At 64.7% G+C, this 11,430-nt stretch carries 14 protein-coding genes; 9 read left to right on the plus strand and 5 right to left on the minus strand.

Going from position 1 to position 11,430, the window contains the following annotated elements; all coding sequences use genetic code 11:
- Positions 1-299 precede the first annotated feature (299 nt).
- Positions 300-518, minus strand: a complete 219-nt coding sequence (locus tag Q7U29_RS17395) for a hypothetical protein (protein ID WP_304743534.1) — start codon at positions 516-518, stop codon at positions 300-302.
- 366 nt (positions 519-884) lie between these two features.
- Here Q7U29_RS17395 and Q7U29_RS17400 point away from each other — a divergent pair, with 366 nt between their 5' ends.
- Positions 885-1,220 carry a hypothetical protein gene (locus tag Q7U29_RS17400; protein WP_304743536.1) on the plus strand — a complete coding sequence of 112 codons (336 nt, stop codon included), beginning with the start codon at positions 885-887 and terminating at the stop codon, positions 1,218-1,220.
- A gap of 175 nt (positions 1,221-1,395) precedes the next feature.
- Entirely contained in the window at positions 1,396-2,094 is a 699-nt protein-coding gene (locus tag Q7U29_RS17405; protein WP_304743537.1) for an alpha/beta family hydrolase, read from the plus strand.
- 57 nt (positions 2,095-2,151) lie between these two features.
- Here Q7U29_RS17405 and Q7U29_RS17410 read toward each other — a convergent pair whose 3' ends face one another.
- Complete coding sequence (locus Q7U29_RS17410) at positions 2,152-3,141, minus strand: hypothetical protein (protein WP_304743539.1); 990 nt, start codon at positions 3,139-3,141, stop codon at positions 2,152-2,154.
- A gap of 132 nt (positions 3,142-3,273) precedes the next feature.
- Between Q7U29_RS17410 and Q7U29_RS17415 the strand changes: the two genes are divergently transcribed.
- From Q7U29_RS17415 to Q7U29_RS17435, 5 genes are all read left to right on the plus strand, one after another.
- A complete protein-coding gene (locus tag Q7U29_RS17415; protein WP_304743541.1) occupies positions 3,274-3,699 on the plus strand; it encodes a heme-binding protein in 426 nt (141 codons plus the stop codon).
- 266 nt (positions 3,700-3,965) lie between these two features.
- Positions 3,966-4,283 carry a rhodanese-like domain-containing protein gene (locus tag Q7U29_RS17420; protein ID WP_304743543.1) on the plus strand — a complete coding sequence of 106 codons (318 nt, stop codon included), beginning with the start codon at positions 3,966-3,968 and terminating at the stop codon, positions 4,281-4,283.
- 109 nt (positions 4,284-4,392) lie between these two features.
- Positions 4,393-4,713, plus strand: coding sequence for a YdhR family protein (locus Q7U29_RS17425; RefSeq protein WP_304743544.1), 321 nt, complete (start codon positions 4,393-4,395; stop codon positions 4,711-4,713).
- An 18-nt stretch (positions 4,714-4,731) separates the two neighbouring features.
- The gene (locus Q7U29_RS17430; RefSeq protein WP_304743546.1) at positions 4,732-5,760 is read left to right on the plus strand and encodes a methyltransferase; all 1,029 of its coding nucleotides are present in this window, start codon (positions 4,732-4,734) and stop codon (positions 5,758-5,760) included.
- A gap of 71 nt (positions 5,761-5,831) precedes the next feature.
- The gene (locus Q7U29_RS17435; RefSeq protein ID WP_304743548.1) at positions 5,832-6,635 is read left to right on the plus strand and encodes an enoyl-CoA hydratase-related protein; all 804 of its coding nucleotides are present in this window, start codon (positions 5,832-5,834) and stop codon (positions 6,633-6,635) included.
- Between the two features lie 10 nt (positions 6,636-6,645).
- Here the strand turns inward: Q7U29_RS17435 and Q7U29_RS17440 are convergent, their stop codons facing one another.
- Positions 6,646-6,900 carry a hypothetical protein gene (locus tag Q7U29_RS17440; protein ID WP_304743550.1) on the minus strand — a complete coding sequence of 85 codons (255 nt, stop codon included), beginning with the start codon at positions 6,898-6,900 and terminating at the stop codon, positions 6,646-6,648.
- Between the two features lie 69 nt (positions 6,901-6,969).
- Here Q7U29_RS17440 and Q7U29_RS17445 point away from each other — a divergent pair, with 69 nt between their 5' ends.
- On the plus strand, positions 6,970-7,695 hold the full coding sequence (locus tag Q7U29_RS17445; RefSeq protein WP_304743551.1) for an aspartate/glutamate racemase family protein: 726 nt from the start codon (positions 6,970-6,972) through the stop codon (positions 7,693-7,695).
- A 276-nt stretch (positions 7,696-7,971) separates the two neighbouring features.
- Here the strand turns inward: Q7U29_RS17445 and Q7U29_RS17450 are convergent, their stop codons facing one another.
- Positions 7,972-8,748, minus strand: coding sequence for an SDR family oxidoreductase (locus tag Q7U29_RS17450; RefSeq protein WP_304743553.1), 777 nt, complete (start codon positions 8,746-8,748; stop codon positions 7,972-7,974).
- A gap of 152 nt (positions 8,749-8,900) precedes the next feature.
- On the minus strand, positions 8,901-9,872 hold the full coding sequence (locus tag Q7U29_RS17455) for a 2-dehydropantoate 2-reductase (RefSeq protein ID WP_304743554.1): 972 nt from the start codon (positions 9,870-9,872) through the stop codon (positions 8,901-8,903).
- Positions 9,873-10,024: 152 nt separating this feature from the next.
- Here Q7U29_RS17455 and Q7U29_RS17460 point away from each other — a divergent pair, with 152 nt between their 5' ends.
- The gene (locus Q7U29_RS17460) at positions 10,025-11,389 is read left to right on the plus strand and encodes an FAD-dependent oxidoreductase (protein WP_304743555.1); all 1,365 of its coding nucleotides are present in this window, start codon (positions 10,025-10,027) and stop codon (positions 11,387-11,389) included.
- Positions 11,390-11,430 lie beyond the last annotated feature (41 nt).

Genomic DNA, 11,430 nt, shown 5'->3' on the forward strand with positions numbered 1-11,430 from the left:
GCGCCGGTCAGGACCGATCGCATCGGACACGGCGTCCGTCACCGTCAGCGAACAAAGCTCCCTCCCCGGCGCACACGCACCATGGGACACCGGGACTTCGAATCCTCAACTGCGGACGGGCGCGTCAGGTTGCACGATACCGGGGCTTTTCTCAGTCGGAAACACGCTTTCATAGAGGGCGCGTGACTGCTGAATAAGCCTGGCCTTATCGACCGCGGGATCGGGCTTCCGGAATTGTATTACTTCGCCCATTTTTTTCCAGTCCATGAGGGATTGGTTCGGAGGAATTGGTTTGCATTTCACGCTTCGCGTTTGGGCGTGTATGTGCCCGCGACGCATTTGTAACCTTGCAGCCGCCACTCCCGGTAGGGACCTTTGGTCAGCCACTCGGCAATGCCGATCTGTCCGTTGACCTGGCAGGCCGTCATGGTGATGCCCGACTGATCGCTGGTCGTGACGATTTTCTCAATGCACGGCTGGCTGTTGCAGAGAACGGCGACAAGGGTAACGAGCATCATGCACCTTTCCGACGAGAGAGCCCGGTCACTCCGTCTATGCAGCAATCGCGCCACGATTGATTGCAGCAATCGCGCCACGATCGAATCGGCTGGTACGGGCGCGTTGGCAGTTGGACGCATCCGGCTTTCACAGCACGAGATTGCTGCAGCTCTCAAAGTGAAGCAGCGATGCGTTCACGCGAAGTTACCGATGCGTTTACACAAGGTTACTATCGCGCGAAATCGCCAGAAGTTTCTCGCGGTGAAGAAGCCGTTCGCTGGTCGACGTGAACAGCCGTTCAAGAAGCTGTCGCCGATTTACTGTCGCTGTCTGGAACGTCGAACGTCTGCGGCGATTACCACTCCACATGTTAATTGGAGTGTTCCATGAGAAAGCTCGCTCTCGTATTTGCCGTCGGTGCCGCCGCACTGATCGGCGGTTCCGCCGCCAACGCGGCGGACAACGCGGTGAAGGCGAAAGCCACCGCCGACGTAACGCAGCAGTCCACCGACATCAGTTTGCGTCATCGCGGTCGTCACCATGGCCATCGTCACCATGGCCATCGTCACCACGGTCATCGCCACTACGGTTGTCGCCACTACCGCCCGTACTATGGCAACAGCTACGGTGACTACGCGCCGCGGTCGTATTATGGCTATAATCGGGGATACGGTTACGGTGGTCCGGGCATAAGCTTCAGCTTCGGCGGCGGACGCTGGTAACTCGCGACCGAGAGGCCCGCTGCCGCAACGGCAACGGGCCTTTTCGTAGGTGCGGCTAACACCTCTCCCGGGTCCATATCGAAAGTATTCGACGGCAGGCGTGAGGTGCCGACAGACAAGACCAGTGCGGCGTAATACCATTCCGGCCGGCCCGCGGCCGAATTCGGTAGGATCAATGAAAGTCGGCAGTCCACAGCAGCTTGAAATCGCGGTCGGCAATGCGGGCCCGGTCTCCGCGCTGCTGATCCGCCCCGCCGATGCGCGGGCGTGCTTTGTCTTCGCACATGGGGCAGGGGCCGGAATGACGCACGCCGTCATGGAGGCTGCCGCCCAGGGCCTCGCCGAACGCGGCGTGGCGACGCTGCGTTACCAGTTTCCCTACATGGAGAAGGGCAGCAAGCGGCCTGATCCGCCGGCGATTGCGCATTCAGCCGTGCGCGCGGCGGTGGCTGAGGCCGGGCGATGCTGTCCCTCGCTGCGCCTGATCGCCGGCGGCCGGTCCTTTGGCGGCCGCATGACCTCGCAGGCGCAGGCGCTTTCGCCCTTGGCCGGCGTCGACGGGCTGGCGTTTCTCGGCTTTCCGCTGCATCCGGCCGGCAAGCCGTCCGACGATCGCGCCAGGCATCTCGCCGAGATCAAAATTCCGATGCTGTTCCTGCAGGGCACCAACGACAAGCTCGCGGAGCTTGCGCTGCTCGAACCCGTGGTCGAACGCCTCGGGCGAAAGGCGACGCTGCATGCGGTGAGGGATGCCGATCATTCCTTCCATGTGCCGGCACGTTCGGGCCGCAACGATCACGAAGTCCTGAACGAAATCCTCGATGCTTTCGCGGGCTGGGTCGGCGCGATCGAGGCAGCAAAAGCGGCATCCTGAATTCGCGAACGCTGCGTGCCGATACCGAGTTCCCAAACGGCCCGGCCCGCCGCCGCACTACTGGCAGAGCGGTTCGCCGGATTTCATCGGGCCTTCCGATTTCAGGCCGGGCAAATCTTCCAGACGATCGAGCGGCACGGCTGGCTTCGGAGCCTCGTACTTGACCTCACGGTTCGACGGAATCTTGTCGAAGGGCAGGGCGACAACCCCGACGGCCTTCACCCAATCGTCGAACCGGCGCCATTGCACGTCATTGCTTGCCAGCGCCTTCTCATAGGTGCGCCACCATTTTGCTTTCGTGCCGCCGAGATAGGCATGCGAGACCAGGATCATGTCGGAGGGCCGACGCGCCAGCACCTTGTCGACGACATTTGCAAAGTCCTCGTCGGTCGAGCCGCGCGCCCACAGGCTGTAGTCGCACAGCGAGCCGGTGCCCATCTCTCCGAACGGCACGTTGGACACGGAGATGACCTTCACCTTGTATTCCCGTGGGGCGTAGACCGTCGCCCGCTCGCCGGCAGTACCCCGCGCCAGAACGTATTCCACTCCGAGGGCGTCTGCGGCACGCAAGGTGTTTTCGTCGTAGGCGAAATACCGGCTGCCGAACACCCGCATGGATTTGACGACCGTGACCTTTTCGATGGCATCCTTGACCTCGCGCATGCGCGCGAGCTGCTCCTCATACGGTACATCCCAGAATGCCTTGTCGGCAAAGAGGCCCGCGATCGGGTAGCCCTTGAGCGCGAGACGGCCGAAATCCCCAGGGAATTCGGCAATGACATTATGCTGCGCCTGCACCAGCGCAGTCAGGCCGCGGCTGTCGAGCTGGCGCTCCCACTGGCGGATGCCCTCGATTTTCTCGAATTCGATGAGCATGATGAGGCCATTGGTCTGGCGATCCATTTTCGGCGCCTGCGCAAGAGAATGTTGTATGCCAAGCATGAGCAGGGCCGCGCCCGCGAGAACGACGGCCGCGATCTGCTTTGGAAGCGGGCAATTGCCATTCCAGCCGGAGAAGCGTGCTGTCATCGAGAGCTGCGCGGTCATCAGGCTCCTCCAGATCGCTTCGGACGGACAACGGTCCGGTGCATCGGAATCTGGCAAATCAGATATAAAAAATAGGCCCCTGATTGCAAAGAGCCTTGATGCACATCAAGATCGCCGCAGGGAGATTCGAGAATGGCGGATAAACTCGGGCTGAGAGAAGCCCGCGAGATCGTCGATGCCATGCTGAAGGCAGCGGCGGAAAAAGGATTGAAATTCTCCGCCGCGGTGGTCGATGCCGGCGGCGACCTCATTCATCTTTCGAGGATGGACGGCGCTTCGGCCCTCAACGCGCGCATGAGCTACAACAAGGCCTACACGGCGACCAAGTGGCAAAGAGACACCAAGGCCATCAAGGAACGGCTTTTCGACATGTCGCTGGGCGACGACAGGCGCGAGATCGCTTGGTTCTGCGATCCTCTCTACACGCCGGTATGGGGCGGTATCGTTCTGAGGTCCAGCGACGGAACCATGCTGGGCGCCCTCGGCGAGAGCGGCGGAACGCCCGCGCAGGACGAAGAGATCGGCCAATTGGGCGCGAAGGTCTTCGCCGCGCTCTGAACCGCACGAGCCCGCGGGCACGGCGAAAGCAGTCACTGTGACCCAGGCGTCGATCCTTGGCGGCTCAAAAAATGGGGCGCCGTACGAAGCCGCGGTTCCTGAATCCGAGTTCCAAAGCGGCTCCATTGCTCGGCCTCCGTTATTGCATATATTAGAAGATGCGAATATATCGCTGGCAGACGCGAGTTCGGCGCCGCCAAAAGCGGGTCGGGTCTCGTGACAACGGAAAGGCTGGTTCGATGTTGTCCCGGTTTCTGAGCAAGTTCATGGCTACCTCCAGCGCCCCGGCCATTGCGCACGAGGAACTCCTGCAGGCGCACCGAAGCGGCGCGTGTACTGTCGTGGACGTGCGTGAGGCGCACGAATATGCCGGCGGGCACATTCCCGGCGCGGTCAATCATCCGCTCTCGCAGTTCGATCCGGCACGCGTGCCGCGCGGCGAGCGCGTCGTGCTGATCTGTCAAGCCGGGGGGCGATCCGCAGCCGCCATGAAGCGAATGATCGCTGCCGGCAGGCAGGACGCGCAGCATTATCCGGCCGGCATGGGGGGATGGCGGGCGCGCAAGGGCCCGGTGGAGAGATGAGCGGACATCGGGCGCGCTGACGCGACATCCTTGCCGCAATCGCCGAAATGCCGCATCCTGCCCGAAACTGCGGAAGAAAATTCCAGCAAGTGCCATGGAGGATTCGCCGATGATTACCGCCCTCGTCCGGTTCAAGCTGCCCGCAACCATCGATGCCGCGAAGGCGGCCGAACTGTTCAGCGGCTCGGCGCCCAAGTACCAGGGCCTGCCCGGCCTGATCAGAAAATACTATTTGTTCGACGCCGAAAGCCGGACCGGCGGCGGCTGCTACCTGTGGGAAAGCCGCGAGGCCGCCGAGCGCGTCTACAATGCGGAATGGCGCCAGATGATCGCCGACCGCTACGGCGCTGCGCCCGAGATCAGCTATTTCGAGACGCCGGTCGTTGTCGACAACACGCTCGGCAAGACCATCCTCGACGCCGCCGAGTAAAGCGACCGCCCGCGCATCATGACCCGGCAAAATCAGACGCCTCGGACGGAGGGGGCACCGGTCACTACCGTCCGGCTGCAGAACATCGCGCAGTCCTACGGGCAATCGGCGGCGCTGATGGCGGCGGTCGAGGTCGGAATCTTCACGGCAATCAGCAAGGGCGCCGGGACCTATGAGGAAGTGGCCTCGGCCCTCGACATCCATCCGACCAACGCCGAGCGGTTGATGGTGATGCTGTGTGCCGCGGGCTTGCTGGAGAAGGCGCAGGACCGCCATCGCAATGCCCCTGACGTCGAGCGCTTCCTGGTCGAGGGCAGTCCGGGCTACATGGGACCGTGGATCACTTTCACCAAGCCGCAATGGAACGAGTGGGGGCGGCTCTCCGAGCATATCCGCACCAGGGAACTGAAGGTGATGGGCGCGATCGAGACGTTCACGGTCGCCGATGCGCGGCGCTACCACAATGCGACCTACTCGATCGGCATCGGCGCGGGCCGCCGCTTCGTGCGCCAGGTCGACCTCGCGGGCCGCCGGCGCATCATGGATATCGGCGGCGGCTCCGGCGCCTATTGCATCGCGGCGGCAAAGGAACACGCCGGCATCCGCGCCGTGGTGCTGGATCTGCCCGTGGTGTGCGAGGTGACGCGCGGGTTCATCGCCGAGAACGGCGTCGCCGATCGCGTCGAGGCACAGGCCTGCGACTTCACGCGCGATCCATTCCCGACCGATTGCGACGTCGCCATCATGGCCTCCAACCTGCCGATGTACAGCCGCGAGATGATCGCCGATGTCATTCGCAAGGCATACGACGCGCTGCTGCCGGGCGGCGAGATGCATCTGATCGGCGAGACCACCAATGACGAGCGCACCGGGCCGTGGGGGCCGGCCTATTGGGGCCTTGGCCAGGCGATCGGGGATTCGCTGGGGCTTGCCCATTCGGAGGCCGACGTGATCGGCTACTTCAGGGCGGCGGGCTTTGCGGATGTCGGCGTGCACGAATTCATCGCGGGCTCGCTCAGCCGCATCGCCGGCAGCAAGGCGAAATGATCTGGCGCTGCCGGCAATCCCGGCGTATTGCCACCACAACAATCGCAACCATCCAACGAAGGAAAGCGTCCATGCCTGCCAACCCGGTCCTGTGGGATCTCGACGAACGCGGCGTCGCCACGGTCACGTTGAACCGCCCGGAGGTCAACAACGCCTATGATGCCGGCCTGATCAACGGCGTGCTGGCGGCGATGGATGAACTGGGCAAAAAGCCCCAGCTGCGCGTCGTGGTGCTGAGAGGCAACGGCAAGCACTTTCAGGCCGGCGCCGACCTGAAATGGATCAATGGCGTACGGCCGAAATCGGCCGAAGAGAACGAGGCGGTGTCGCAGGCCACGTTCGAGGCGGTGCAGCGGCTGAACCTGTTGCCGATCCCGACCGTGGCGCTGGTGCAGGGCGGCTGTTTTGGTGGCGGGACCGGGGTGATCTCCGCCTGCGACGTGGTGATCGCGGCCGACAATGCGCTGTTCTCGATCACCGAAGTGCGCTGGGGGCTGACCGCCGCCATCATCATCCCGCAACTGTGCGATGCCATCGGCGTCCGCCAGGTCCGCCGCTACGCGCTGACCGGCGAGCGCTTCGGCGCCGCGGACGCGCGCCGCATCGGTCTCGTGCATGAAGTGGTGCCGTTGGCCGACCTGGAAGCGGCGGGCGCCAGGGTGGTGGAGCAGTTGCTGGGCAACGGTCCCGAGGCCATGGCCGAGACCAAGGCGCTGGCGCTGGAAAGCTCGTTCGGCGGCATGGGCGTCGACGACGAGGCCTATGCGCGGCTGGTCCGGATGCATTCGGCGCGGCGCCGCACCGCGGAGGCCTCGGAGGGCCTGACCTCGTTCGCGGAGAAACGCGCGGGCAATTGGGCGGGGCTCGGGAAATAGGGCCCGCCGCTCAGCATCCCCGGCAAATGCCGCGCATGCTCCGGTAAAGCGCCTCGTCTTCCCGCCGCATCTCCTGCAGCGAATCCATCGTCGAGGTGTCGGCGACGGGCTCGGGCTTGCGTTTGGCGGCGAGTTGTTTTTCCTGCCGTTGATAGCAGGCCTCGCGTTCGGGCTTGGCCTGGATGAACCGGCATTGCTCCACCGCCGCGACAGCAGGAGCCGCGCCGAGGATCAGGCCAAGCATGATGTATAAATTGAGCTTCAAGGTCGTCCGTCCTCGCCGATTCGACTTTACCCCGGATTGCGCTTCGCTCCATCCCGGCTACCATGGCATATGGTAAAAGTCCTGATCGTCAATCCGAATACGACCGCGTCGATGACCGAAACCATCGGCGCCGTGGCGCGCGAGGTCGCCGCCCCCGGCACCGAGATCGTGGCCGTGACGTCGGCGATGGGGCCAGCCTCGATCGATGGCTTTTATGACGAGGCCTTTGCCGTTCCCGGCCTGATTCAGGCGCTGATGAACGCCTCCGACGCCGATGCCGGCATCATCGCCTGCTTCGACGATACCGGGCTGGACGCCGCGCGATCGGCCGTGCGCTTCCCGGTGGTCGGGATTTGCGAGGCGGCGCTGGTCACCGCAGGACAAATCGCAAAGCGCATCGCGGTGGTCACCACGCTGCCGCGTTCGATCGTGCCGCTGGAAGAACTGGTACGCCGCTACGGCTTCGCCGAGCGGGTGCGCGTGAGCGCGTGCAATGTCGCGGTACTCGATCTCGAAAAGCCCGGCTCGGGCGCCGCGGCCAAACTCGACGCCGAGATCGCGCTGGCGCTGGACAAGGGCGCCGAAGCGATCGTGCTGGGTTGCGCGGGCATGGCCGATCTCGCGGCCACGCATTTGAGGAAATTCAGCGTTCCCGTGATCGACGGCGTCGCGGCGGCGGTCAAGCAGGCCGAAGCCCTGGTCGCACTGAAGCTCACGACCTCGCGGCATGGAGCTTACGCTTTTCCTGCGGCGAAGGATTATTCAGGGCTGCCCGGGCCGTTTGCGCCGAAGTAGCCGGCATATATCCCGTCATTTGCGGGTTTGGTCTCGGCCTTAGAGTCGACCCCGATGAATGAAACAAACACCGTCGTCATCGCCCGGCATAGCCGTCCGAAGGACGGCGTCGCTTCCACTCGCCTATGACCGGGCGACCCCGTATTCCAGAGACGTCAGCGATTAGCCGAGAAGCCGCGGCGTACTGGGTCGCCCGGTCAAGCCGGGCGACGACAGTCTTGTTGTGGCGGGCGTCTTGCCAAACGCACATTCGCACCATCGCCCCGGAATGACGGTTCAACCCTGCCCGCCATAAATCCGGTCGCGCAGCCGTCGCATTCCGGTCAGCCAGCGCTCGGCGTTGGACGCCTTGCGCTGCATGTAGTCATGCACCTGCGGGTGCGACAGAATCAGGAAGCGCTCGGCCTCCATTGCCTCGAGCACCATGCGCGCCACTTCCGGCGCCTGCAGCACGCCGTCGACCCGCGCGGCACTGGGGCCCGGCGTCGTCATTCCGGTCTGCACCGACTGCGGACACAGCACGGACACCCGGATGCCGCGGTCGCCATACTGAATGGCGAGATGCTCGGCCAGCGCCACCGCGGCGTGTTTGGTCACGCCATAGGGCATCGAGTTCAGCGACGCCAGCAGGCCCGCGGCGGAAGCGGTGTTGAGCAGGTAGCCGGAGCCGCGCGCCAGCATGCCCGGCACCAGCGCGCGCGCTGCAAACACGTGGCTCATGACATGCACCCGCCAGCTGACGTCCCAGTCGGCGTCGGAGGCTGACTCCTGTCCCTTGCGCGAGAGGCCGGCATTGGAGAAGAACACGTCGACCGGGCCATACTTGTCCTCGGCCGCCGCGATCAACGCCTTGATATCTTCTTCCTGTCCGACATCGCAGTTGACGGCGAGGCCGTCGATCTCGCCGGCGACCTTTGCCAGCCGGTCGCGCGAAGTCCTGAGATCGGCGACTACGACGCCGCGTGCGCCCGCCGCCGCGAAGGCGCGGGCGGTCGCCTCGCCAATACCGCTGGCGGCGCCGGTAACGATGCAGACCTTGTCTTTGACGAGCATGTCCCGGCTCCGTGTTTCGATGACTCTAGCTCGTCATGCCCGGGCTTTTCCCGGGCATCCACGCCTTCATTGCGTAGCATAAGAAAGACGTGGATGGCCGGGTCAAGCCCGGCCATGACGAAGAGTGAAATGCTGTCGACCTTCTGGAGCACTCACCCCGCGTACAGTCCCTTGCTCCGCGCTTTCCGGATCGCCAGCGCCGCCATGAAGTCGAGCATCGGCGTCGACAGTCCGGCGGCACGGGCGAACGCTGCAGGCGCGCGCACCAGCGCATCGATTTCCATGGCGCGGCCGAGTTCGTAGTCCTGCAGGATCGACGGCTTGTGGTCGGGCGCGGGGCCGGAGCGGGTGACGCGCCTGACGCCGGGAAAGCAGCTTTGCGCGACGGCGTTGGCCTCGTCGAGCAGGCGCGGGATGATGTCCTGCAGGTCCGGCTCGTCGCGCACGCCCCGCGCGGTTTGCCCGGTCAACAGGCACAGCACCGACATCGACATGTTGGTCAAGAGCTTGGTCCAGATCGTCTCCCTGATCTTTTCCACCGGCGACGACTGGATCGAAGCCTCGTTGAGTGCGGCGCGCAGGGCCTCGATCCGCGCACTGCCGCGATCGTCGCATTCGCCGACCAGCAGCATGTTGCGTTCGGGAGACAGGTTGGCGACGATGCCGGGCGCGATGACCTCGTTCGATGAAAACACCACGCCGCCGATGATTCGCTCCGGGGCAACCATCGATCGCAGCCGGCCGCCGGGATCGAGAAAGCCGAGGTCCGGCGGCGGCACATCGGCGACCAGCCCGATATCGTACCACCAGGGAATGCCGTTCTGGGCAAACACCACGGCGGTGTGGTCGCGCAGCAGCGGCGGCAGCCCCGTGACCAGGCTGCCGAGCGAATTTGCCTTCAGCGTCGAGATCACGACGTCCTGCGGCCCCAGTTCCGTAGGATCGTCCGACGCCTTGACGTGCGCGGTGAATCCGGCGCCGTCGACCCGTAACGTCAGGTCCCTGGCCCTGACCGCTTCCAGATGCGGCCCGCGCATCACGCAGGACACCTCGTGTCCTGACAGCGCCAGCCGCACCGCAAAATGGCTGCCGACGGCGCCCGCGCCGAAGATACAGATACGCATGGGGGAGGGTGTCCTTGTCAGGTGGGCGGCGACGTGAAGCCAGTTTCCACGGACGGTTGTCATAGCGCAACCCATCAGGCGAGCTTGACGCGATGGCAAAATTTCAGCACCCGGGGCATGATCGCCAGCCACTCATTTGGGGAACCTCGGAATTGCCGCTCAAATCCATCACCGAACCCGCCCGCCAGATCCCGCTCTATGGCGAGTATGAAGTCGTCGTCCTCGGCGGCGGCCCCGCAGGGATCGCCGCTGCGGTGGCCGCCGCGCGCGCTGGCCGGCGCACGCTGCTGATCGAGCGTTACGGCTTTCTCGGCGGCATGGGCACGGCCGCCGGCGTGACGAATTTCTGCGGGCTGCATGCCAATGTGTTCGGCAAGATGCATCGGGTGGTGCAGGGGGTTGCCTCCGATCTGCTCGCGCGCATCGATCATCTCGGCGGGCTCAATGCGCCGCATCTGATCCTCGGGAAAATCTTCGCACAGGCCTATGACACCGCGGCCTACAAGATCGCGGCTGACGATCTGCTGGCCGCCCACAAGGTCGACATTCTGTTTCATGCGCTCGGGGCCGGCGTGGTGATGCATGACGGGGCGCGCATCAACGCGCTGATGGTCGAGACGAAGGCTGGGCGGCAGGCGGTGCGGTCGGAAATCTTCATCGACTGCTCCGGCGACGGCGATCTCGCGGCGTGGGCCGGGGCGCGGTTCGAGGTCGGCGATAACGCCGGCAGCATGCTGTATCCCTCGATGATGTTCCGGCTCAACGGCATCGATCCGGAAAAGGCCGGTGACGCCTGGCGGACCATTCCGGCGCTGATGGAGGCGGCCGAAGCCGCCGGCACCCATCATTTTCCGCGCAAGGCCGCGATCGTGCGGCCGCAGCGCTCGGCAGTGGAATGGCGGGTCAATTTCACCCAGCTGTCGCGCGAGGACGGCACCGCGATCAACGGCCTGGAGCCCGACGACCTCACCCGCGGCGAAATCGACGGCCGCCGCCAGGCGGTCGCCGCCTTCAATTTCCTGCGTACCGTGCCGGGGTTCGAAAAGTCCTACATCGTCGACCTGCCGCCGCAGCTCGGCATCCGCGAAACCCGCCGCGTGGTCGGCGGCTACATGCTGTCGGGCGACGACGTGCTCGGCTGCGCCGCGTTCGACGACAGTATCGGCGTCAACGGCTGGCCGATGGAATCCCATGTCGCCGGCGACGTCGTCTTCAAGTTCCCGCCGATCCCGGAATCACGCGGTTTCAACGAGCTGCCGTACCGGATGCTGACGCCCGAGGGCATCGACAACCTGCTGGTGGCCGGGCGCTGCGCCTCGATGACTCATGACGGCCAGTCGGCGGCGCGGGTCTCCGGCGCCTGCTTTGCGATGGGGGAGGCGGCGGGAACGGCGGCTTCACTGGCGCTCGGCGGCAACACGATTCCGCGCGACATCGCGGTGAAAAAGTTGCAACAAGCGTTGCAGCAGCAGGGTGCGTTCATCGGGCGGGACCAGAGTGTGCCCGACGGGATTTAGACTCTTACCTCTCCCGCTTGCGGGGGTCGAGACGAGCGAAG

This window comes from Bradyrhizobium sp., assembly GCF_030654605.1.
Lineage (GTDB): Bacteria > Pseudomonadota > Alphaproteobacteria > Rhizobiales > Xanthobacteraceae > Bradyrhizobium.

What these genes read in the sequence shown, in the direction of transcription:
- Q7U29_RS17395 (WP_304743534.1), bottom strand. Translation starts at nt 518, where the DNA reads ATGATGCTCGTTACCCTTGTCGCCGTTCTCTGCAACAGCCAGCCGTGC.
- Q7U29_RS17400 (WP_304743536.1), top strand. Translation starts at nt 885, where the DNA reads ATGAGAAAGCTCGCTCTCGTATTTGCCGTCGGTGCCGCCGCACTGATC.
- Q7U29_RS17405 (WP_304743537.1), top strand. Translation starts at nt 1,396, where the DNA reads ATGAAAGTCGGCAGTCCACAGCAGCTTGAAATCGCGGTCGGCAATGCG.
- Q7U29_RS17410 (WP_304743539.1), bottom strand. Translation starts at nt 3,141, where the DNA reads ATGACCGCGCAGCTCTCGATGACAGCACGCTTCTCCGGCTGGAATGGC.
- Q7U29_RS17415 (WP_304743541.1), top strand. Translation starts at nt 3,274, where the DNA reads ATGGCGGATAAACTCGGGCTGAGAGAAGCCCGCGAGATCGTCGATGCC.
- Q7U29_RS17420 (WP_304743543.1), top strand. Translation starts at nt 3,966, where the DNA reads ATGGCTACCTCCAGCGCCCCGGCCATTGCGCACGAGGAACTCCTGCAG.
- Q7U29_RS17425 (WP_304743544.1), top strand. Translation starts at nt 4,393, where the DNA reads ATGATTACCGCCCTCGTCCGGTTCAAGCTGCCCGCAACCATCGATGCC.
- Q7U29_RS17430 (WP_304743546.1), top strand. Translation starts at nt 4,732, where the DNA reads ATGACCCGGCAAAATCAGACGCCTCGGACGGAGGGGGCACCGGTCACT.
- Q7U29_RS17435 (WP_304743548.1), top strand. Translation starts at nt 5,832, where the DNA reads ATGCCTGCCAACCCGGTCCTGTGGGATCTCGACGAACGCGGCGTCGCC.
- Q7U29_RS17445 (WP_304743551.1), top strand. Translation starts at nt 6,970, where the DNA reads ATGGTAAAAGTCCTGATCGTCAATCCGAATACGACCGCGTCGATGACC.
- Q7U29_RS17450 (WP_304743553.1), bottom strand. Translation starts at nt 8,748, where the DNA reads ATGCTCGTCAAAGACAAGGTCTGCATCGTTACCGGCGCCGCCAGCGGT.
- Q7U29_RS17455 (WP_304743554.1), bottom strand. Translation starts at nt 9,872, where the DNA reads ATGCGTATCTGTATCTTCGGCGCGGGCGCCGTCGGCAGCCATTTTGCG.